The 20,830-nt window shown below is 58.2% G+C and carries 19 protein-coding genes; 14 read left to right on the top strand and 5 right to left on the bottom strand.

The window, feature by feature from the left end; all coding sequences use genetic code 11:
- Nucleotides 1-9: 9 nt before the first annotated feature.
- Nucleotides 10-585 (bottom strand): D-alanyl-D-alanine dipeptidase, encoded by a 576-nt coding sequence (gene ddpX / locus ABFV38_RS11480; protein ID WP_025911023.1) that lies wholly within the window; start codon nt 583-585, stop codon nt 10-12.
- Between the two features lie 12 nt (nt 586-597).
- The gene (locus ABFV38_RS11475; RefSeq protein ID WP_045410261.1) at nt 598-1,452 is read right to left on the bottom strand and encodes a MurR/RpiR family transcriptional regulator; all 855 of its coding nucleotides are present in this window, start codon (nt 1,450-1,452) and stop codon (nt 598-600) included.
- A gap of 265 nt (nt 1,453-1,717) precedes the next feature.
- Between ABFV38_RS11475 and ABFV38_RS11470 the strand changes: the two genes are divergently transcribed.
- The 8 genes from ABFV38_RS11470 (at nt 1,718) to ABFV38_RS11435 (ending at nt 12,703) form a co-directional block, all read left to right on the top strand.
- Nucleotides 1,718-3,199 carry an alpha/beta hydrolase gene (locus ABFV38_RS11470; RefSeq protein ID WP_348957277.1) on the top strand — a complete coding sequence of 494 codons (1,482 nt, stop codon included), beginning with the start codon at nt 1,718-1,720 and terminating at the stop codon, nt 3,197-3,199.
- Nucleotides 3,200-3,294: 95 nt separating this feature from the next.
- Nucleotides 3,295-4,506, top strand: coding sequence for a diguanylate phosphodiesterase (locus ABFV38_RS11465; RefSeq protein WP_348957276.1), 1,212 nt, complete (start codon nt 3,295-3,297; stop codon nt 4,504-4,506).
- An 88-nt stretch (nt 4,507-4,594) separates the two neighbouring features.
- Nucleotides 4,595-5,485, top strand: a complete 891-nt coding sequence (locus ABFV38_RS11460) for an aminoimidazole riboside kinase (protein ID WP_348957275.1) — start codon at nt 4,595-4,597, stop codon at nt 5,483-5,485.
- Between the two features lie 172 nt (nt 5,486-5,657).
- Nucleotides 5,658-7,175 (top strand): carbohydrate porin, encoded by a 1,518-nt coding sequence (locus tag ABFV38_RS11455; RefSeq protein WP_045908770.1) that lies wholly within the window; start codon nt 5,658-5,660, stop codon nt 7,173-7,175.
- Nucleotides 7,176-7,241: 66 nt separating this feature from the next.
- On the top strand, nt 7,242-8,612 hold the full coding sequence (locus tag ABFV38_RS11450) for a sucrose-specific PTS transporter subunit IIBC (RefSeq protein WP_023619263.1): 1,371 nt from the start codon (nt 7,242-7,244) through the stop codon (nt 8,610-8,612).
- Nucleotides 8,612-10,018: a sucrose-6-phosphate hydrolase gene (locus ABFV38_RS11445; RefSeq protein ID WP_348957274.1), complete on the top strand. Its 1,407-nt coding sequence runs from the start codon at nt 8,612-8,614 to the stop codon at nt 10,016-10,018. The genes ABFV38_RS11450 and ABFV38_RS11445 overlap by 1 nt, the downstream gene beginning before the upstream one ends.
- Before the next feature lie 28 nt (nt 10,019-10,046).
- Nucleotides 10,047-11,063 (top strand): LacI family DNA-binding transcriptional regulator, encoded by a 1,017-nt coding sequence (locus ABFV38_RS11440; RefSeq protein ID WP_348957273.1) that lies wholly within the window; start codon nt 10,047-10,049, stop codon nt 11,061-11,063.
- Nucleotides 11,064-11,152: 89 nt separating this feature from the next.
- A complete protein-coding gene (locus ABFV38_RS11435) occupies nt 11,153-12,703 on the top strand; it encodes a methyl-accepting chemotaxis protein (RefSeq protein WP_167210779.1) in 1,551 nt (516 codons plus the stop codon).
- Between the two features lie 254 nt (nt 12,704-12,957).
- On the opposite strand, the gene ABFV38_RS11430 is transcribed toward ABFV38_RS11435, so the two are convergent.
- The gene (locus ABFV38_RS11430) at nt 12,958-13,668 is read right to left on the bottom strand and encodes a hypothetical protein (protein ID WP_045910606.1); all 711 of its coding nucleotides are present in this window, start codon (nt 13,666-13,668) and stop codon (nt 12,958-12,960) included.
- A gap of 466 nt (nt 13,669-14,134) precedes the next feature.
- On the opposite strand from ABFV38_RS11430, the gene ABFV38_RS11425 reads away from it, so the two are divergent.
- From ABFV38_RS11425 to dsbG, 6 genes are all read left to right on the top strand, one after another.
- Complete coding sequence (locus tag ABFV38_RS11425; RefSeq protein ID WP_063617702.1) at nt 14,135-14,554, top strand: hypothetical protein; 420 nt, start codon at nt 14,135-14,137, stop codon at nt 14,552-14,554.
- A gap of 5 nt (nt 14,555-14,559) precedes the next feature.
- Nucleotides 14,560-15,120, top strand: a complete 561-nt coding sequence (locus tag ABFV38_RS11420) for an RNA polymerase sigma factor (protein WP_045410249.1) — start codon at nt 14,560-14,562, stop codon at nt 15,118-15,120.
- Nucleotides 15,121-15,207: 87 nt separating this feature from the next.
- Nucleotides 15,208-15,579, top strand: coding sequence for a hypothetical protein (locus ABFV38_RS11415; RefSeq protein WP_045354138.1), 372 nt, complete (start codon nt 15,208-15,210; stop codon nt 15,577-15,579).
- Nucleotides 15,580-15,627: 48 nt separating this feature from the next.
- Nucleotides 15,628-17,652: a protein-disulfide reductase DsbD domain-containing protein gene (locus tag ABFV38_RS11410; protein ID WP_348957272.1), complete on the top strand. Its 2,025-nt coding sequence runs from the start codon at nt 15,628-15,630 to the stop codon at nt 17,650-17,652.
- 7 nt (nt 17,653-17,659) lie between these two features.
- A complete protein-coding gene (locus ABFV38_RS11405; RefSeq protein ID WP_048029937.1) occupies nt 17,660-18,271 on the top strand; it encodes a DsbA family protein in 612 nt (203 codons plus the stop codon).
- Between the two features lie 41 nt (nt 18,272-18,312).
- On the top strand, nt 18,313-19,071 hold the full coding sequence (dsbG, locus tag ABFV38_RS11400; RefSeq protein WP_069719195.1) for a thiol:disulfide interchange protein DsbG: 759 nt from the start codon (nt 18,313-18,315) through the stop codon (nt 19,069-19,071).
- A gap of 40 nt (nt 19,072-19,111) precedes the next feature.
- On the opposite strand, the gene ABFV38_RS11395 is transcribed toward dsbG, so the two are convergent.
- On the bottom strand, nt 19,112-20,404 hold the full coding sequence (locus ABFV38_RS11395; protein ID WP_235401631.1) for a glycoside hydrolase family 10 protein: 1,293 nt from the start codon (nt 20,402-20,404) through the stop codon (nt 19,112-19,114).
- A 7-nt stretch (nt 20,405-20,411) separates the two neighbouring features.
- Nucleotides 20,412-20,699, bottom strand: a complete 288-nt coding sequence (locus ABFV38_RS11390) for a VF530 family protein (RefSeq protein ID WP_348957271.1) — start codon at nt 20,697-20,699, stop codon at nt 20,412-20,414.
- Between the last annotated feature and the right edge of the window lie 131 nt (nt 20,700-20,830).

The raw sequence follows: 20,830 nt of genomic DNA, 5'->3' as shown, positions 1-20,830 counted from the left end.
GCTCCAGGTTTAAAGAGGGGTGTGCGTCAGGGGAAAACAGGCAAAACGGTCATCAAGCAGCGGGTAGCTGGCGGCGTTCGGCAGTTCGAAGTGCCACCATTCACTGCCGATCCCGACAAAACCGCCGCCGAACATGATGGCGTTCAACAGCAGACGGTTGCGCTGGGCGTGGGGCGGCACGGAAGGGTGATACGGATGCGAGCGGTCATGCATTTCGTCAAAACCGGCGCCCATATCCAGCACGGCGTTATGCTCGTCCATCAGGGTCACGTCGATGGCCGTGCCGCGACTGTGGTTGGAGCCAATCGCCACGTCGACAACATATTCCGGGTTCGGGCAGGCCTCCCACAGCTGGGCCTGCGCCTGCTGCGGCCGATAGGCGTCGTAGACCACCAGCTTCAGTCCGGCTAGCGTGGCAATGCTGATGGCTTTTGCCAGCGCGGTGGCCGCGTCGGTATGCAGCAGGCACAGCGCCTCCTGGTAAATCGGGCGGCCGGTAATATTGTCGGCGGTGGCGTACTTCAGATCGATATGCAGCGTGGGGAACGTCTTCGCCACATCAATCAGTTCACTCTCTACGGGCATAGCTCCGCTCCTTTAGCGTTCGAATTGACCAAACTCTTGTTGTAATTGTCGGTTTACTGCCAGGCGCGCCGGGAGCGCATCACCCAGCGCTTCCACCACGCCCGACAGCAGCAGGTTGAACAGACAGCTCACGGGGGCAAGTGAATCCCAGAAATGACCGGTATCGGTTTTCACCTGCAGTAAATCAATCGGATAATCCCGCGCCCACGGGCACCAGATATCGGTGATTAAGGCCAGCGGAATGCCTTTCTCGCTGGCGACGCGGCAGTACTGTCGGGCCATTGTGGAGTAGGTACGCGTATCGGTCAGCACGACATAAGGGTGCGCAAACCCGGAGTTCAGGGATTCTACCCAGCTGCCGGATGCCCCTTCGGAGTAGCTCACCCGAGGGCGGAGGTATTCAAGGTGGCTGAAGAAGGCGTTGGCGATCCCGCGCGTGGACTGGATCCCCAGCACAAAGACCGCGTCCGCGTGGGCCAGATGGTGCACCACCTGACGAAAAGCGTCCGTTTGCGCCAGCTGATACACCTGCGTAATGGCGTCCACTTCCAGCGACAGGGCGTGCTGAAGGCGGTTGGGCAGGGGGCGCTGCTGCTGCCAGGAGTCGAGGCGCTCGTTCATGCCCCAGGGCTGGTAAGGATCGCGCAGGCTCTTTTTGGCATCCTCCAGGTTGCGATACCCCAGCTTGCGCAGAAAGCGTCCGACGGTGATCCCGCTGGTCCCGCTCGCCAGCCCGACGCTCTCCGCCGTTTCAAACGGGATTTGCGCGGCGTGCGCCAGCAGCCAGCTCCCGACCCGCTTCTCGCTGGGGGTAAGCTGGCTGAAGGTCGCTTCGATACGGCTCAACATCTCAGGTTTCGTCGTCATACCGCCTCGCTGTTAACAGGCTGTCAATGGCCGAAATTGTGTTACCTGGTTAACAATGCATGACGCGTGCCATGTTCACAGGCGGGCGAAAACCCGCTGCGCAGTAAACTTCATGCAATATTTGGTTAACCAATGATCAACATTTGTGCAGCGTAGTTCACTTTTGGTGCACTGGCTGACCGGACAGGTATGAATTTGGTGAATACGTCAGCCTGTTCACATTTTTGATAAGATAGAAGCACTGAGAACATAAAAGGGATCCCTCATGGCGAATTTGCCCTGGCGAGTCAGCGTGCGCCTGATCGCGCTTGCAAAGAAAACAGGAATGGTCGTGGGGATCGTCCTGGTCGTCCTGCTGGCGGTGCGGGTGTATCTCTCGCAGCAGGGGCCGGAACTGCACCTGTGGCACACCTGGCGGGCAGATGAGATGTCCGTTCGCGAGCTGGATAACGCCGATTTTGCCGGGTACCTCGCCCGGGAAAAGGCGATTTTCAGCGATCTGGATAACGCGGTGACGGCGAAAACAGCGGGCGAGGAACAAACCCCGTTAAACCGCTATTACCGCCAGAGCCTGGTGTGGCCCGGTCAGTTTGCCCCCGATGCCAACCGCTCCTTTGTGCTGATGCCAGCCGGAAAGCCCCGCGGCGCGGTGGTGCTGCTGCACGGGCTGACGGATTCGCCATACAGCGTCAGGCGCCTTGCCGTGAACTATCAGCAGCACGGCTTTGTGGCCGTGGTCCCGCGTCTTCCCGGCCATGGCACCGCGCCCGGTGCGCTGACGGACGTGGACTGGGAAATGTGGCTGGCGGCCACGCGCCTTGCCGTACGGGAAGCCACGCGCCTGGCGGGTGAGGCTGTGCCTCTGCATCTGGTGGGCTACTCCAACGGCGGGGCGCTGGCGATGAAATATGCCCTCGATGCGCTGGACGCGCCTGCACTGCGTAAACCGCAGCAGGTGATCCTGCTCTCACCGATGATTGGCGTGACGGCCTTTGCGCGGTTCGCCGGTTTCGCCGGGCTACCGGCGCTGCTGCCGCCGTTTGCCAAAGCGGCCTGGCTGAATATCTCCCCGGAATATAATCCGTATAAATACAATTCGTTCCCGGTGAACGCCGCCCGCCAGTCGTGGCTGCTGACGAAGGCCCTGCAGGAGCAGATTGGCCGCGCGGCGCGGGAAAACAGGCTGGCGAATTTGCCGCCGGTGCTGGCGTTCCAGTCGGTGATGGACTCCACGGTCAGTACCCGCGCGGTGGTCAGTGGCCTGTTTGACCAGCTTCCGGCAAACGGCAGCGAGCTGGTGATGTTCGATATCAACCAGGCGGCGAGCTTCCGTCCGCTCTTCAAACCATCGTCCTGGACGGCCACCACGGCGCTGCTACCGGTCGCGCAGAGACGTTACAGTGTCACTATTATCACCAATGCCAGCGAGCACACTTTCTCGACGGTGGTGAAAATAACCCCGGCAGGCAGAACGCAGGAGACGGTGGTGCCGCTTGCCCAGTCCTGGCCGCAGGATGTCTATTCCCTGTCGCACGTTGCGGTGCCGTTCCCGCCGGATGACGATCTCTATGGTCGCGAACCTGGGGTGAAAAACCGCTACGGTATCAGCCTGGGGACGATTGCGCTCTGGGGAGAAACGTCCGTATTAAGCGTCGGAAAAGAGGCGCTTATGCGGGTCACCTCGAACCCGTTTTACGACTTTATGCAGGAGAGGATTAACAGCCGGATCGGGGACGAGAAAAAGTAACGTTCCCCTGTAGCGTGAATATGTTAGGTCGCATTGATTAAGTATGTTACATAGTAGCTTCAAGGCACCTCTCTTTCTCATTGGAACCCCTTTTTGTGCTGACGACTCTGATCTACCGAAGCCAGTTGAATTTATCCCGCCCGTCCACCGAACTGCGGGAGCTGGTGGAGCGCGCCAGGGGCCGCAACACAAAACTGGCTATTACCGGCGTCCTCCTGGCTAATGGGAATGAGGTTCAGCAGATCCTCGAAGGGTCGGAAGAGAGTGTGGTCAAACTTTTCCATACCATCCGTGAGGACAAGCGGCACAGCGGGGTGGTAGAACTGCTGCGGGACTATGGTCCGCGCAGACGCTTCGAAAACGTCGGCATGCTGCTGTTCGATCTGCAAACGCAGTCGCCGAAAGAGGTGCTGCAGTCGGTGCTGCGCTACAGCAAGCTGGACAGCTATCTGACCTCCGACGATCGGGTGTTCAAATTTATTCAGACCTTTATAACCGGTAAACGTCCGGTCCCGTCGGGGGCACGCTACACCGCGGACAAATGGACGCTCTCGACCGAAACGCTACCCTTTGGCGAACACCTGGGCCTGATTGCCGGGCAAACCTGCCAGTTTGCGCTGCAGCCTATTGTCGAGCCCTCGGAAGGGAAGATCAGCTCCCTTGAGGCGCTTATCCGCGGCAACGACGGCGGCAGCCCGGAGCATTTCTTCAGCACCGTCAATCCAGACAACGTCTATGAAGTCGATCTCCAGACAAAAGCCTATGCCTTTGCGCTGGCGGAAAAGCTGGGCATTGGCAGCCATAAAATCGCGGTAAACCTGCTGCCCATGTCGCTGGTGAATGTCCCTGGCGCAGTGGAATTTCTGGTCGATCAGATTAAAAAACATGGCCTTCAGCCGGAGCAGGTAGTCATTGAAGTCACTGAAAACGAGATGATCTCCGGGTTCAACCAGTTTAACAGTGCCATCAAGCAGCTTCGCGGTGAGGGGATTGGACTGGCGATCGATGATTTTGGCTCGGGCTATGCCGGACTTTCGCTGCTGACCCGGTTCCAGCCAGATAAAATTAAAATCGACCGGGAAATTGTCAGCAATATCCACCTGAGCGGCCCGAAACAGGCGATTGTGCGCTCCATCATCAGCTGCTGCTCCGATCTTGAAATCACCCTGGTGGCGGAAGGTATCGAGAAAATTGAGGAGTGGTGTTGGCTCGAATCTGCCGGGATCCGCCGCTTTCAGGGATTCCTGTTTGCCCGGCCGCAGCTGAATGGCGTCGGCGATATCCACTGGCCGCATCTGGCGCGTTAAGTCAAATTTCCCTCCCGTTATTTCCCCTTAGCCTGGCCTGTGCTTAAATAGCTAAAACGGTTTAACATAGTTTAGCTACGAGGATCACATGAAGAAAATCTGGGTACTTGGCGATGCGGTAGTGGATTTGCTGCCCGATGGAGAAGGTCGATTACTGCAGTGTCCTGGCGGCGCGCCGGCGAACGTCGCGGTCGGTATTGCCCGACTGGGCGGCCAGAGCGCCTTTATCGGCAGGGTTGGCGACGATCCTTTCGGGCGCTTTATGGCGAAAACGCTCGCTGACGAGCGGGTTGACGTGACGTGGATGCGCCTTGACCCGGCGCACCGCACCTCAACGGTGGTGGTCGATTTGGACGACCACGGCGAGCGATCGTTTACCTTCATGGTGCGCCCGAGCGCCGATCTGTTTCTCGAACCCGCCGACCTGCCGTCGTTCAGCGCCGGGGAGTGGCTGCACGTCTGCTCCATCGCCTTAAGTGCCGAGCCGAGCCGTACTGCGACATTTCAGGCGATGGCCGCCATCCGGGAGGCGGGCGGTTACGTCAGTTTCGACCCCAATATTCGCCCGGATCTCTGGCCGGATGAGAACGAACTTCACCGCTGTCTTGAACAGGCGCTGCAAAGCGCTGATGTGGTGAAACTCTCGGTAGAAGAGTTGGCCTTTTTCACCGGCAGCGCGGAGGTCAACGGCGGTCTGGAGGTGCTGATGCAGCGCTGCCCGGCGCGTCTGGTGCTGGTTACCCAGGGAAAAGCGGGTGTAACCGCGTGGCATGAAGGCACTGTGAAACACTATCCGGCAACGCCTGTGCAGTGCGTTGATACGACCGGTGCGGGCGACGCCTTTGTGGCGGGGCTGCTCTACGGTCTGGCCGACGGTCAGGCGCTGCCTCCGGTTATCGCGCTCGCTCAGCGCTGCGGCGCGCTGGCCACCACCGCCAAAGGGGCGATGACCGCGTTGCCCTGGCAGCACGACCTGTAATTTCTCCTCTCCTGGCCGCCATCCGGCGGCCTGAATTGTCGCCTCGATCACACTTACTAAATCGGTTTAGCAAAAAAGATTGCCGATCCAAAATTCACAGGTTTAGTATCAGCAACCTAAACCGGTTTAGCAATTTAGCACGTTTAATGACTTCTTTTAGGGATGCGACAAAATGTATAAAAAACGCAGACTTGCCGTGATGATAGGCATGCTGGCCGGAAGTACCTCTGTTTTTGCCCAGACGGATATGTCCAGTATTGAAGCGCGTCTTGCCGCGATGGAGCAGCGCCTTCAGGACGCGGAAACGCGCGCGCAGGTAGCTGAGAAACGCGCCGCGGCAGCAGAACAAAAAACGCAGCAGCTGGTTGCCGCTCAGCAGCAGGCGCAAACGACGACCCAGGAGGTGGCGCAGCGCACCACCGCGCTGGAGAAGAAGGCGGATCAGACCGGCGGGTTTGAGTTCCACGGCTATGCCCGCTCTGGCCTGTTGATGAACGATGCGGCCTCCAGTAGCAAAAGCGGCCCTTACCTGACGCCAGCCGGTGAAACCGGCGGTGCAGTGGGGCGTCTGGGTAACGAAGCCGACACCTACGTCGAGCTGAACCTCGAGCACAAGCAAACCCTGGATAACGGGGCGACCACGCGCTTCAAGGCGATGCTGGCCGACGGTCAGAGAACCTATAACGACTGGTCAGCCGATACCAGCGACCTCAATATTCGACAGGCCTTCGCAGAGCTGGGCAACCTGCCTGATTTTACCGGCGCGCTGAAGGGCAGCACCTTCTGGGCGGGTAAGCGCTTTGACCGCGACAACTTTGACATCCACTGGCTGGATTCCGACGTGGTGTTCCTGGCCGGTACCGGCGGCGGCGTTTATGACGTGAAGTGGAACGATTCGCTGCGCAGCAACTTCTCCATTTACGGCCGCAACTTCGGCAGCGTGGAGCAGACCGACAACAACGTTCAGAACTATATCCTCAGCATGAACCATTTCGCCGGCCCGTTCCAGCTGATGGTGAGCGGCCTGCGGGCAAAGGATAACGACGACCGTAAAGACACTAACGGCGATCTCATCAAAACGGATGCCGCCAATCACGGCGTTCATGCCCTGGTGGGCTTGCATAATGACAGCTTCTACGGCCTGCGCGAAGGGACCGCCAAAACGGCACTGCTGTATGGTCACGGGCTGGGTGCGGAGGTGAAAAGCATCGGCTCCGATGGCGCCTTGCTGTCAGAGGCGGATACCTGGCGCTTCGCAAGTTACGGTGTCACGCCGATCGGCGGTGGCTGGAGCGTTGCGCCCGCCGTTCTGGCACAAAGCAGTAAAGATCGCTACGTCAAGGGCGATAGCTATGAGTGGGTAACGCTCAACACCCGCCTGATCAAAGAGGTCACCCAGAATTTCGCGCTGGCGTTTGAGGGCAGCTATCAGTACATGGATTTAAACCCGGAAGGCTATAAGGATCGCAACGCCGTGAACGGCAGTTTCTACAAGCTGACCTTTGCGCCAACCTTAAAAGCGAGCAAAATCGGCGATTTCTTCAGCCGTCCCGAACTGCGCCTGTTTGCCACCTGGATGGACTGGAGCAGCAAACTGGATCATTACGCCAGCGATGATGCCTTTGGCAGCAGCGGCTTCAACGCTGGCGGGGAATGGAACTTTGGGGTCCAGATGGAAACCTGGTTTTAACCCATCACGCTCCCGCCTGGCGGGAGCGTTTCGCACATCATAAAAAGAAGTCAGGCAGAGGTATCTATGGATTTTAATCAAATCGCCCGCGAGCTTATTCCGCTGCTCGGTGGCAAGGAAAATATCGCCAGCGCGGCGCACTGCGCAACGCGTCTTCGTCTGGTGCTGGTCGATGACGCGCTGGCGGATCAGCAGGCTATCGGCAAAGTTGACGGTGTGAAAGGCTGCTTCCGTAACGCCGGGCAGATGCAGGTGATTTTTGGCACGGGCGTGGTCAACAAGGTGTACGCCGCCTTTATTCAGGCGGCGGGGATTAGCGAATCCAGCAAATCTGAGGCTGCGGATCTGGCGGCGCGCAAGCTGAACCCGTTCCAGCGCATTGCCCGTCTGCTCTCCAACATCTTTGTGCCAATCATCCCCGCGATTGTGGCGTCCGGTCTGCTGATGGGCCTGCTCGGCATGGTGAAAACCTACGGCTGGGTCAATGCGGATAACGCCATCTATATCATGCTGGACATGTGCAGCTCGGCGGCGTTTATCATTCTGCCTATTCTGATTGGCTTTACCGCCGCGCGCGAATTTGGTGGTAACCCGTACCTCGGCGCGACGCTGGGCGGCATTCTGACCCACCCAGCGCTGACCAACGCCTGGGGCGTGGCGTCGGGCTTCCACACCATGAACTTCTTCGGCCTTGAGATCGCGATGATTGGCTATCAGGGCACGGTATTCCCGGTGCTGCTGGCCGTCTGGTTTATGAGCATCGTGGAGAAAAACCTGCGCCGCGCAATCCCGGATGCGTTAGACCTGATCCTGACGCCGTTCCTCACCGTCGTCATCTCCGGCTTTATCGCCTTGCTGATTATCGGCCCGGCGGGGCGCGCTCTGGGGGACGGTATCTCCTTTATTCTGAGCACGCTGATCGCCCACGCGGGCTGGCTCGCCGGGCTGCTGTTCGGCGGACTGTATTCGGTGATTGTGATCACCGGTATTCACCACAGCTTCCACGCGATTGAAGCCGGGCTGCTGGGCAACCCGTCGATTGGCGTTAACTTCCTGCTGCCGATCTGGGCCATGGCGAACGTGGCGCAGGGCGGTGCCTGTCTGGCGGTGTGGTTTAAAACCAAAGACGCCAAAATCAAAGCCATTACTCTGCCGTCGGCGTTCTCTGCAATGCTGGGTATCACCGAAGCGGCCATTTTTGGTATCAACCTGCGCTTCGTTAAGCCGTTTATCGCTGCGCTGATTGGCGGCGCGGTGGGCGGGGCCTGGGTGGTCTCCGTGCATGTGTACATGACCGCCGTCGGGCTGACCGCGATTCCGGGGATGGCCATCGTGCAGGCCAGCTCGCTGCTGAACTATATTATCGGCATGGTGATTGCCTTCGGCGTGGCGTTTACCGTCTCACTGCTGCTCAAATATAAAACGGATTCTGAATAATGACGTTACCTTCCCGCTGGCCTGCGATCCTGCAGGCCGTTATGACAGGTCAGCCGCGGGCGCTGGCGGACAGCCATTATCCGCAATGGCACGCCGCGCCGGTGACGGGGCTGATGAACGACCCGAACGGGTTCATCTGGTTCGCTGGCCGCTATCACCTGTTCTATCAGTGGAACCCGCTGGACTGCGAGCATCGCTTCAAGTGCTGGGGGCACTGGAGCTCTGCGGACCTGGTGCACTGGCGGCATGAACCCCTGGCGCTGATGCCCGACGAAGCGTATGACCGCAACGGCTGCTACTCCGGTAGCGCCGTCGATAACGAGGGCGTTTTGACCCTGTGCTACACCGGCAACGTCAAGTTCGATGACGGTAGCCGCACCGCCTGGCAGTGCCTGGCCGTAGAGCAACCGGACGGGACCTTCAGGAAGCTGGGGCCGGTGCTGGCGCTGCCGGAAGGCTACACCGGTCACGTGCGCGACCCGAAGGTGTGGCGGCACGACGGGGACTGGTACATGGTGCTCGGCGCGCAGGATGTGCAGAAGCGCGGCAAGGTGCTGCTGTTTAAATCAGCCGATTTGCACGCCTGGACATCCTGCGTGGAAATCGCCGGTCACGGGGTTAACGGCCTGACGGACGCGGGTTATATGTGGGAGTGTCCGGACCTGTTTGCCCTCGACGGGACGCACGTCCTGATCTGCTGTCCGCAGGGGCTGGCCCGCGAGCCGCATCGCTACCTCAATACCTATCCGGCAACCTGGATGAGCGGGGCGTTTGATTACGCCAGCGCCGCATTCGATCACGGCGAGCTTCACGAGCTGGATGCGGGGTTTGAGTTCTACGCCCCGCAAACCACGCTGGCGGAAGATGGACGCCGCATCCTGATTGGCTGGATGGGCGTACCGGACGGGGAAGAGATGCTTCAGCCCACCCGGGCGCACGGCTGGATGCACCAGATGACCTGCCCGCGCGAACTACGCTATCGCGACGGCAGGCTCTGGCAGACCCCGGCGCGCGAACTGGCGGCGCTGCGTGAAGATGAGCAGCACTGGCAGGGGCGCGCCAGCGACGCGCCCGAACTGGACGCGACGCGTCTGGAGTTTGAGCTGGACGCCGCGCAGGTGAACGTCGATTTTGCCGGCGCGCTGCGCCTCACGCTCGATGAGCAGGGTATACGTCTGGAACGCGCGAGCCTGAAAACCGGTGAAACGCTGACCCGCTACTGGCAGGGGGACGTCCGTCATTTGCGCGTCCTGTGCGACCGCTCCAGCGTCGAAATCTTCATTAACCAGGGCGAAGGGGTGATGAGCAGCCGCTATTTTCCTGACCATCCGGCCCGGGTGCGATTCGAAGGTGCGTCCGATATCACATTACGCTACTGGTCGCTGCGCGTCTGCATGATAGAATGAGGGTTTTGGCAGCCGGATCTAAGTCGTTGTGAGAAAAACAAAACGCGTCACCATTAAAGACATCGCGGAGCTGGCGGGTGTGTCAAAAGCCACCGCCAGCCTGGTCCTGAACGGTCGCAGCAAAGAGCTTCGCGTGGCGGAAGAGACGCGCGAGCGCGTGCTGGCAATTGCAAAAGAGCACCACTATCAGCCCAGCATTCATGCCCGGTCGCTGCGCGATAACCGCAGCCACACCATTGGTCTGGTGGTCCCGGAGATCACCAACTACGGTTTTGCCGTCTTTTCTCACGAGCTGGAAACGCTGTGCCGCGAGGCGGGCGTTCAGCTGCTGATCTCCTGCAGCGATGAAAACCCGGGGCAGGAGACGGTGGTGGTGAACAACATGGTGGCGCGTCAGGTGGACGGGCTGATTGTGGCCTCCAGCATGCTCAACGATGCGGACTACCATAAGCTGAGCGAGCAGCTGCCGGTGGTTCTGTTTGACCGCCACATCAACGACAGCGCGCTGCCGCTGGTGATCACCGATTCCATTACCCCGACGACCGAACTGGTGGCGGACATTGCGCGCCAGCATCCTGAGGAGTTCTACTTTCTCGGCGGCCAGCCCCGCCTGTCGCCCACGCGCGACCGCCTGGAAGGCTTTAAGCAAGGGCTGCGTGAGGCCGGTGTGGCGCTGCGCCCCGAGTGGATCATTCACGGCAACTATCATCCGAGCTCCGGATACGAGATGTTTGCTGAACTTTGCGCCCGCCTGGGGCGTCCGCCGAAAGCGCTTTTCGCCGCCGCCTGCGGGCTGCTGGAAGGGGTGCTGCGCTATATGGGCCAACATAACCTGTTGCAAAGTGATATCAGGTTAGCCAGTTTTGACGATCACTATCTCTACGATTCGCTGACGATCCCGGTGGATACCATTCGCCAGGATAACCGCCAGCTGGCGTGGCACTGCTTTGATTTGATTAGCAAATTGATTGAGGGCGAGACCCCGGAACCGCTGCAGCGGAAACTGGATGCTACCCTGCAGCGACGCTATAAGTCAGCGAAATAGCCCGGTTCGATACTTCAATAACTTTAATTAATTTAAGTTTTGGACGCGCCGATAACCATAAGGAATAATTCTCCTTGAGGTATTGGTTTATGTCGTTGAAAAAGTCATCCCTGATTGTCCTGTTCTCGCTGCTTTTCTTCTTTGTTGTCAGCACCGTCACCAGCGTTGGCCTCATCATTAAAAGTAATAATTCGCTGGATAACGTCAACAAAGAGATCCAGGTTGTGCTGTCCATTATTGACCCTATTAACCACAGCCGTACGCTGCGCGTGCGGGTGATGGAGTATGTGAAGATGGTGGAAGCGGGCAACGCGGCGGACGGTGCTGCAAAGCTTACCGCCGTGAAAGAGGCGCTGACCAAAGCGGACCACGCCTTTGCGGCCTTTATGGCGTCGCCGCGCCTGAGCGATGAAGCGCCGCTGGTCACTGCCTATCAGGATGCCTGGCAAAACTACCGCAACCAGGGGCTGGCGCCGCTGATCGACGCCGCCGAGGCGCACGATGTTGCCAAATTCAACGCGCTGATCCCGGAAGTCTCCCGCCTCGACCGCCAGTACGAGATCGTTCTCGACCAGGTGCTTTCCGTCCACCAGAAATACGCCAAAAGCCTGAACGAGGATGCAAGCAGTAACTTCGTTTCTGGCCTGGCGATCATTGCCGCTATCGCCAGCCTGTTTGTGGTGGTGATTGTCGCCGTCAGCCTGCTGATGAAGCGCTTTGTCTTTGCGCCAGTTAACCTGGCGCGCGAGCACTGCAGCCAGATTGCGGCAGGCAAGCTGGATATTCCGGTGCCGGTGAAGGGGAGTACAGGCAACGAAATCGACCATCTGATGGGCTCGATGGAGCAAATGCGTCAGGCGCTGCTGGCGACCATCGCCCAGGTGCGCGATGCGAGCCATACCGTAACGCACGCAGCCCAGGAGATTGCCTCCGGGAATATCGACCTGGCGTCACGCACCGAGCAGCAGGCTTCGGCGTTAACCCAGACGGCGGCCAGCATGGAAGAGCTGAGCGCGACGGTGGCGAACAATACCGATAATGTGTATCAGGCCGGGAAACTGGTGCAGGACGCGGTGAAAAATGCCCACACCGGTGAAGCGGTAACCCGTGAAGTCATCGACACGATGAATACCATCGCGGCGAACTCGAAGCGCATTGAAGACATCACCAGCGTGATTAACAGCATCGCCTTCCAGACCAACATCCTGGCGCTGAATGCGGCGGTTGAAGCGGCGCGCGCCGGTACGCAGGGACGCGGTTTTGCGGTCGTGGCCAGCGAAGTACGCACCCTCGCGCAGAAAAGTGCGGTGGCGGCGAAAGATATCGAAAGCCTGATCGCGCAGTCGGTTTCCAGCGTGAAAAACGGTGCGGAGCTGGTGAGCCGCTCGGGCGAGGTGATTGACTCGATCATTTCATCGGTGAACAAAGTGAATACGCTGATGGAGCAGATCTCCGTCGCCTCCGAAGAGCAGAGCCGCGGGATCAGTCAGGTCGGGCAGGCGGTGACCGAGATGGACGGCGTGACCCAGCAGAACGCCGCGCTGGTGCAGCAGTCCGCGGCGGCAGCGGCCTCGCTGGAAGAGCAGGCGCAGCAGCTATCGCGGAGTATTTCGAGCTTTAGGTTGCCGGTGCAGGCTTGATTGAATGAAGGAGGCTCCGCAAGGAGCCTTTTATATTACTGTCATACATAAAGTCTTGCCTGCTTACTCTTTGAGTTTGTTTCAGTACCACTTATTGTATTTCACATATATAACAGAAATAACAATCACCCAAACGACGCTGAGTAAAGCAGCATGCCCCGGTATAAACCGTACAAATAGATATATTCCAATTACGATAAGCAACGCAGGAATCAGGTAAAAAAACGACTTCAAAAGCCATAAAATTGCTTGCTTCATTTCCGCAGTATCTCGTACAAGGCGTCGCCTATCACTTGCTCATTATTATCCCCAGAGTTTACCTGATAAATGATTTCAGACATTTGCGGTTCGATTAAGAAGTATAACATCTCGATATTTTCTTTATACAGTGCCTGGTAGTACTGAGGATCCTGAAATTTGAGTCGATTAGCCGCAGATGCTGCTACCTGAGCCTTTGAGTAAAGCGTTGCGCCATTAACGAACCAAGTCGAGAATGAGTTCACAAGCCTGATATGATTTTGCTTAAAATCTTTGCTGTTGATGATCAGGTTCGCAAGAGTAAAGGAGAGGGCTAGCTTGCTGGCTTTCGCCGATGCATGCTCGGCAGCTTTACCCAACAAGTTATGGATATTCGTAATCAGGTCTTTGCTCTTTTGTTCGCCCAGCCTATTGAGAGTTTTCCTAAAATAGATTTCAACCATGTCTAAAGTGACATCTTTTCGGTTGTAAATTTCACCTAAGGCAAGGACTAAGCGTTTGTCTTCACGCCAGGTATCACGGCATGCGTTACGATAATACTCGTCTGGCATCAAACATGCACCGTAGCTAACCAGACGCTGCGTTCCCTGTTTCACCTTTTCCAGAGTTGCCATATGGTCTTCATGCATGTCTCGAAGCGAGTTTGTTAGTGCAATAGCTAACTGTTTATTTGACTGCATTTTCAGTTGCAAATAGTTTTGTGCCATTTTATATAACCTTGCAGTATCATTACCTTATTATCATTGATCATGTTTGATAGAGGGGCAACATCGAAAATGGGAAAGCGCAAGAGTGCTCTGGTTTATGTCCTGACCGTCATTATTTTTTTGCTTATTATCCCTGAGATCATTCTGCGTGTTTGCACGTCCGAGCAACTTGGCCGTCTCAGCGACTTCACCAGTTTAGGTGGCTTGTTACATCCACTATTATCCTTGCTCATCTTCCTGGCATTGTTATCAATGATACTGGCCGTCATTGCTATCGCATTGGTTAAGCGACTTCTTCGTACGCGATGATTTTCCTGCAAGCGACTCATAGCATCCGTCAGCCCTTACCGCTATGAGTCCAAATTCTGCAGCACAAAAAATTTTATTCTCCCCAGCAATATTTCCCACCCTCATCCGTCTACCTCATCACAAGCCATAATCAGTTACTGCAAACGAGGTAAACACCATGAGAGATTTTGAACTGCACGGCAGAGGTCACGGGCGCGGATTTGGTCGCCACCGTATGGGCAAGGGCTTAGTCATCGGCGCGGTGATTTTCATCGTGCTCGGCCTGCTGGTGATGTCCCTGTGGAACGCCTTACTCCCGGCCATCCTCGGCGTGAAGGCCATCGGATTCTGGCAGGCGCTGGGCATTCTGGTGCTGAGCCGCATTCTGTTTGGCGGCTTAGGTTTCCGCCCCGGAATGTTTGGCGCGCACCGCCGCATGCACGAGCGCTGGATGAACATGACACCCGAACAGCGTGAGGCGTTTATTCAGCAGCGTCGCGAAGGGTTTGGTCGCCACGGACGCGGCCACTGCGGCTGGCACGGTCATCGTGACGATAAGCGCGATGAAGCCACGCCAAAAGCGCCGGACGCGGAGTGAGCGAGATGAAAGCCGGGGAGGCGGGCGGATCCATGCTGATGTCGGCGCTCAATGCCTGCCGCGCCCGGCTGAAAGCCTTCATTCGCGGACGGACCTCCGTGCGCGATGATGCCGACGACATTTTGCAGGAAGTGACGTATCAGCTGATGAAAGTGGAGCAGCCGGTCGAAAACGTCGCCGCCTGGCTGTTTCGCGCGGCGCGTAACGAAATGACCGACCGGGCGCGAAAAAAGCGCGAGGTGTCGCTCTCCGGCTATTTTACAGGCGAAGATGACGACGGTTATCCGGAAGACGAGCTGGCCGAAACCCTGTTCGGCGTACCGCACACGCCGGAGGAGGAGTACCTCAAGACGCTGCTGTGGGAAGAGCTGGGCCAGGCGCTGTCTGAACTTCCGCCGCCGCAGCGGGAGGCGTTTGAAAAGACCGAGCTCCACGGCTACAGCATTAAGATGCTGGCAGAGGAGACCGGCGCCAGCGAACAGGCGCTGTTATCCCGCAAGCACAAGGCGGTGCTGTTTCTGCGCACGCGGCTGCGGGACGTCTATGACGCGTTGACGGGCGAATAGCGGCGGCAGACAAAACCTTACACTTCCGGCACTTGTAGATTCATCACTATCGTTTATGATCGGGGCGTCTTGTCACTCTGGAATGTTATGCGCAACCGTCAGCTCCTCGGAAAATGGCTTTTGATTATCACCTGTCTCGCGATGGCGCTTTGCCTCGTGCAGCGTGCGGTGATGCTTAACCATTTTTTACAGGGACTGGATCCGCAGATTTCGCTGAGTGCAGATGCCCCGGTTCAAACCAGCAACACTGAACAACCCGGCCCGTCGCCGTGTCAGCTCGGCGCGCACTCGCTGCTTTGCGCCCAGCCGCTGTTCTTCGACGGTGCATTACCGGCCATTATTATTTTCTTCGCGCTGCTGCAGCTGTTGACGCAAGGGCGGGCACTGGCTCCGGCGGAACAGCCCGTTCAGGCACCACCTCCCCGAATACACCTTAAAAACTGCGTTTTCCGTGAATGAAAAACATCGTCACCACACGATAATTTTTCACTGTTCACGGAGTACAACATGGTTAACCTCTTCAGGAGATTCATCTTCCTGTGGCTGTCCTGCATCGGCATTGTCCATGCGGCGGACACCGGCTGGCTGGTCTCCCCACAAAACGATCACGCCCGCATCCGCTTTCAGGCGGAGAGGGAACAAACGCACGTTAAAGGCCTGCTCACCGTTGAGCTAAAGCCCGCCTGGAAAACCTACTGGCGATCGCCGGGCGAGGGCGGCGTCGCGCCGAAAATCAGCTGGCCGGAAGGCGTAACGGACAGCTGGTCCTGGCCGGTGCCGTCGCGCTTTGATATCTCCGGCATGACGACGCAGGGCTATCACGATAAGGTCACTATCCCGATCGTTCTCGACGGGGTGAAGGGCGACACGCTCGACGGGACGCTGACGCTCTCTACGTGCAGCAACGTCTGCCTGCTGACGGACTACCCGCTGCACCTCGATTTTACCCAGCCGGTTGATGAGGGCTTCCGCAGCGCCTTCGAGCAAGCGATGCGCGCCGTGCCGGGCACGTCTGGCGTATCCAAGGATCTCTCTGCCTGGCTCTCTGGCGACAAGCTGGTGATTACCGGCACGACGGACGGGAAGTGGGACAATCCGGGGATCTACTTTGACCCGCTGGAGGGTGACATTCTGCCCGGCGAGCCGGTCATTAAACATGACGGCACTGCGCTTCGGGTGACGGTACCCGTGACCGACGAATGGGGCGATAAACCCGCTTCGCTGGCAGGCAAAAGGCTGTCGTTTGTGCTGACCAACGGCGATCGGGCGCAGCAAACCACCATGACCGTTGGGGCAACGCCCGAAGAGACCTCCGTGCCGGACGGGACGGGAAAGATGGTGCTCTTTGCCCTGCTGGGCGGGCTGATCCTGAACCTGATGCCCTGCGTATTGCCGGTGATGGGCATGAAGCTTAACAGCATCTTGCTGGCGGGATCGAACAGCCGCGCCATCAGGCTGCGCTTTCTGGCCACCAGCGCCGGGATCCTCACCTCCTTTATGCTGCTGGCCGGGATGGTCACCGCGCTGAAGCTGGCCGGAGCGTCGCTGGGGTGGGGCATTCAGTTCCAGAACCCGTGGTTTATCGGCCTGATGGTCGCCGTGACCTTCCTGTTTGCGCTGAACCTGTTTGGGACGTTTGAGATGCTGCTGCCTTCTTCTGCCGCAGGACGGCTGGCGACGGCAGGGGGATCGGGGATCGGCGGCAGCTTCTGCGAAGGAATGTTCGCCACCCTGCTGGCGACGCCGTGCTCCGCACCGTTCCTCGGTACCGCGGTCGCTTTTGCCCTTGGCGCGCCGCTGCACGCCCTGTGGCTGATCTTCCTGATGCTCGGCGTGGGCATGAGTCTGCCGTGGCTGTTCGTTGCCCTGGTACCGAAAACGGCCATGCTGCTGCCGAAACCCGGCCGCTGGATGAACACGCTCAGAGTCATCCTCGGCATGATGATGCTGGCCTCCAGCCTCTGGCTGGCGACGCTGTTGAGCGTGCATCTGGGCGAGTCGGTCAGCCAAATCGTGATGCTGGCGCTGACTGCCTCTGCGCTGGTGCTGTTCGCGCTGAAGGGGCAAAAATCCTCGCCCTTGTTCTGGCTGGTGGTCATCGCGCTGTCGGCGTTTGGCGGGTATCAGGTGCGCGGTCTGCTTAACGCGCCGCCTGACGCTCCGGCACAAAACGTTGCGCAAACCGTCCCGTGGCAGCCGCTCAGTGAAGAGGCTATCGAGAATGCGCTGGCGCAGGGGAAGCGAGTGTTTGTGGATATCTCGGCGGACTGGTGCGTGACCTGCAAAGTTAACGAGCACCGCGTACTCAGTCAGCCGGACGTGATTGCCGCGCTGCGCCAGCCGGACGTGGTGGCCCTGCGCGGAGACTGGAGCCAGCCGTCCGCGTTTATCGCGGATTTTCTGGCGAAGCGAAACCGCTACGCCATTCCGTTTAACGCGGTGTATGGCCCCGGCCTGCCTGATGGCGAGATCCTTTCGCCGCTGCTCGACAAACGCACCCTGGTCACCACCCTGAACAACGCAAAAGGCTAACGGTATGATGAAAAAACTCTTTATTACGCTGCTGCTCCTGCTGGCCCCGCTTCAGGTATTTGCCGCCCAGCCGCTGACGCCGGACCAGGAGCAGCGCGCGCAGAAGATGATCGCTGATTTCCTGTTTAACGATCCAAACTCCCCGCGCATCGGCGCGAAAAACCCAAAGCTCACCCTGGTGGTGTTTACCGACTACAACTGCCCGTACTGTAAAAAATTCGATCCGTACCTGGAGAAGATTGTCGAAAAACATCCGGACGTGGCGGTGGTCTTTAAGTTTTTACCTTTCCGCTCGGAAAGTTCGCTGACCGCCGCACGAGACGCGTTAACCGTCTGGCGTGCGCATCCTGAGCAGTTTATGAAGCTGAACCACACCCTGATGGCGAAAAAGGGGTACCACGATGACGCCAGCATTCAGGAGGCGCAAAAGCGGGCGGGCGTGAGCGTGACGACGCCGGACGAGGAGAGTTTTCTGACGATCAGGCGCAGCCTCATCGTCGCGGAAAAAATGGGGATCCAGGGCACGCCCGCCACGCTTATCGGCGAGGGGCTGCTTCCCGGCTGGGTACCGTTCGAACAATTCGACGAAATGGTCAGTGAAGCACTGAAAAACCGCTAACCTGAAGGGGGCGAAAAGCCCCCGACAAACCGGAGAAGGAAATGAAAAAATTACTGTTACTTTCGGCGCTGGCGACGTCAGGGCTGGTACAGGCGGCTGAAGCCATACCGGATGTGGTGAAGCACTTCAGCGAGCAGCAGAACATCAAAATCATCAAGAAGCTGGATGCGCCGGGCGGGGCGCCAGCCTGGCTGGGGCAGTATCAGGATATGGGCGTGACACTCTTTCTTACGCCGGACGGCAAGCACGTGATCTCAGGTTATCTTTATGATGAAAAAGGGAAGAATCTCAGCGAGGGCTATTTCCAGAAAGAGATCTACGCCCCAATGGGACGTGAAATGTGGAAGAACCTCAATGCGGCGCATCCTCTGAAAGAAGGGGCGGATAACGCCCCGCGTAAGGTCTTTGTCTTTGCCGATCCGTTCTGTCCGTACTGCAAGCAGTTCTGGGCCGAAGCGCAGCCGTGGGTGAAGGCCGGTAAGGTGCAGCTCAATACGCTGCTGGTGGCGTTCCTCAACCCCAACAGCGGACGCAACGCCGCCGCCATTCTGAATGCGAAAGATCCGGTTGCGGCCTGGCGCGAATACGAGCTCTCCGGCGGCAAAAAACTGCCCAAGCCTGAAGGCGAGGCTTCACGCGAAACGGTAGCGATATTGCAGAAGCACCAGGCGCTGATGGACAGCCTGGGCGCTAACGCCACGCCGGCTATTTATTATCTGAATGCGGAAAACGAGCTGCAGCAGGTGGTGGGGATGCCGGATGCGCAGCAGCTCGAGGCGATGTTCGGGCCGAAGCCGTAAAAAAAACAGGCAGAAACGGGCGTTTCTGCCTGCTCGTTACTTAGCTACCCCAGCGTCCCCGGAGGTAGTTTACCGCCTGCTGGGTCTGCGGCTGGTTCAGGTAATCTTCCCGGAACAGGATGGTGCCGTTGACGTTGGGCAGCGAATCGTTGAGATCGAGCTGCTTTTTCAACTCCGGCACGCCGCCCTGAACCGTCCAGTCCGGCTCGTTTCTCGACGGTTCGCCCACCTTATAGAACGCAATGCCGATATACAGGCGCGTGTGGGTCGGCTTCACGACGTCGGCCCACCATCTGGTCAGTACGTCGTAGCGTGCGGCATCCCGGGAGAAGGGCCAGTAAATCTGCGGCGCGATGTAGTCCAGCAGGCCCTGCTGCACCCACTGACGCGTATCGGCGAAGGATTCATCATAGGCCGCGGCGCCCCGTGTGTCGGAGCCTGCCGGGTCAAAGGAGCGGTTACGCCATACCCCCGCCGGGCTGACGCCAAACTCAACGTCGGGCTTTGTCTGCTTGATCGCGCGGGAGACCTGGACGATCAGCTGCTGCGTGTTGTGCCTTCGCCAGTCGGCTTTTGAGGCAAAACCCTGGCCGTACTGCCGCCAGGTCTGTGAATCATTCAGTGCGGAGCCCGGCGATTCGGCATAGAAGTAATCATCAAACTGCACGCCGTCTACCGGGTAGTTCGCCACCACTTCGGTCACCACTTTGGTTATCCAGTCCCGCACCTCGGGAATGCCCGGGTCGAGCACAAAGCGGTCACCCGAAATGCGGACCCATTCCGGGTGCTGGACATAAACGCTGGACGGGGTCTGGTATGACGTCCGGTTCAGGGCGGCGATGGTAGACGGTTTGGTGTTGGTCGACACGCGATAGGGGTTAAACCAGGCATGGACCTTCATGCCGCGCTTATGCGCTTCATCGAGCATAAACTGCAGCGGATCGTACCCCGGATATTCCCCGATGTTGCCGGTCAGCATATCTGACCACGGTAAAATTTTGGATGACCAGAGCGCCGTGCTGTCCGGCTTCACCTGGAAAAAGACTGTGTTGATGCCGAGTTGCTTAAGGTTGTCGAGCTTTGCGATCAGCGCCTGCTTTTGCATCGCGATGCGCTGGTCCGCGCTGCGGCCATTCACCGACGCCACCGGGGGCCAGTCGAGACGCGAGACGGTCGCCAGCCAGATGCCGCGCATCGGCTGGTTTGCCTGCGGCGTCGGTTTGCTGACAGTGGGGAGAGGGGTAACCAGCGATTTCGGTGGTTTTGAGGAGCAGCTCACAAGTAAAAGCGCGCAGGCAGCCAGCGCACCGATCCGTTTTACGTGTCGCGTCATTTGCGTATTAGCTCTTGATAATCCGACTGTTGGCCCAGGGATTAAAGGCGGGCGCCGCCTGCTCTTTATTTCCCTCATCGTTGAGAGAGTCCAGATACAGGGCTTCCACTTCCGCGCGCGCCCATGGGGTACGGCGCAGAAATTTCAGGCTCGATTTAACGCTGGGGTCTTTTCTGAAACAGTTAATTTTGATGCGGTCGCCCAACTCGCTCCAGCCATATTTCGCCACCAGGGCGTTGACCATCATCTCCAGCGTTACGCCATGCAAAGGATCTTTGGAAATATGTGCAGTCATAGGCGTCCGGATGTCTCGATTTTTAGGGGATTGGGGTAAACGCTGAAAGGGTACAAGAAAGCAGGGGAAGCGGCAATAACATCGAGATCCCCCTTTTTTTGGGCATTAGCTCCTTCTAACTGTCTGTATAA

Source organism: Enterobacter cloacae complex sp. Mu1197 (assembly GCF_040059225.1).
Classification (GTDB): Bacteria; Pseudomonadota; Gammaproteobacteria; order Enterobacterales; family Enterobacteriaceae; genus Enterobacter; species Enterobacter quasiroggenkampii.
This window is presented reverse-complemented; position numbering and strand designations above follow the sequence as displayed.

Coding starts and splice junctions, on each gene's coding strand:
- ddpX (WP_025911023.1), bottom strand. CDS start 585: ATGCCCGTAGAGAGTGAACTGATTGATGTGGCGAAGACGTTCCCCACG.
- ABFV38_RS11475 (WP_045410261.1), bottom strand. CDS start 1,452: ATGACGACGAAACCTGAGATGTTGAGCCGTATCGAAGCGACCTTCAGC.
- ABFV38_RS11470 (WP_348957277.1), top strand. CDS start 1,718: ATGGCGAATTTGCCCTGGCGAGTCAGCGTGCGCCTGATCGCGCTTGCA.
- ABFV38_RS11460 (WP_348957275.1), top strand. CDS start 4,595: ATGAAGAAAATCTGGGTACTTGGCGATGCGGTAGTGGATTTGCTGCCC.
- ABFV38_RS11455 (WP_045908770.1), top strand. CDS start 5,658: ATGTATAAAAAACGCAGACTTGCCGTGATGATAGGCATGCTGGCCGGA.
- ABFV38_RS11450 (WP_023619263.1), top strand. CDS start 7,242: ATGGATTTTAATCAAATCGCCCGCGAGCTTATTCCGCTGCTCGGTGGC.
- ABFV38_RS11445 (WP_348957274.1), top strand. CDS start 8,612: ATGACGTTACCTTCCCGCTGGCCTGCGATCCTGCAGGCCGTTATGACA.
- ABFV38_RS11435 (WP_167210779.1), top strand. CDS start 11,153: ATGTCGTTGAAAAAGTCATCCCTGATTGTCCTGTTCTCGCTGCTTTTC.
- ABFV38_RS11430 (WP_045910606.1), bottom strand. CDS start 13,668: ATGGCACAAAACTATTTGCAACTGAAAATGCAGTCAAATAAACAGTTA.
- ABFV38_RS11425 (WP_063617702.1), top strand. CDS start 14,135: ATGAGAGATTTTGAACTGCACGGCAGAGGTCACGGGCGCGGATTTGGT.
- ABFV38_RS11420 (WP_045410249.1), top strand. CDS start 14,560: ATGAAAGCCGGGGAGGCGGGCGGATCCATGCTGATGTCGGCGCTCAAT.
- ABFV38_RS11415 (WP_045354138.1), top strand. CDS start 15,208: ATGCGCAACCGTCAGCTCCTCGGAAAATGGCTTTTGATTATCACCTGT.
- ABFV38_RS11410 (WP_348957272.1), top strand. CDS start 15,628: ATGGTTAACCTCTTCAGGAGATTCATCTTCCTGTGGCTGTCCTGCATC.
- ABFV38_RS11405 (WP_048029937.1), top strand. CDS start 17,660: ATGAAAAAACTCTTTATTACGCTGCTGCTCCTGCTGGCCCCGCTTCAG.
- dsbG (WP_069719195.1), top strand. CDS start 18,313: ATGAAAAAATTACTGTTACTTTCGGCGCTGGCGACGTCAGGGCTGGTA.
- ABFV38_RS11395 (WP_235401631.1), bottom strand. CDS start 20,404: ATGACGCGACACGTAAAACGGATCGGTGCGCTGGCTGCCTGCGCGCTT.
- ABFV38_RS11390 (WP_348957271.1), bottom strand. CDS start 20,699: ATGACTGCACATATTTCCAAAGATCCTTTGCATGGCGTAACGCTGGAG.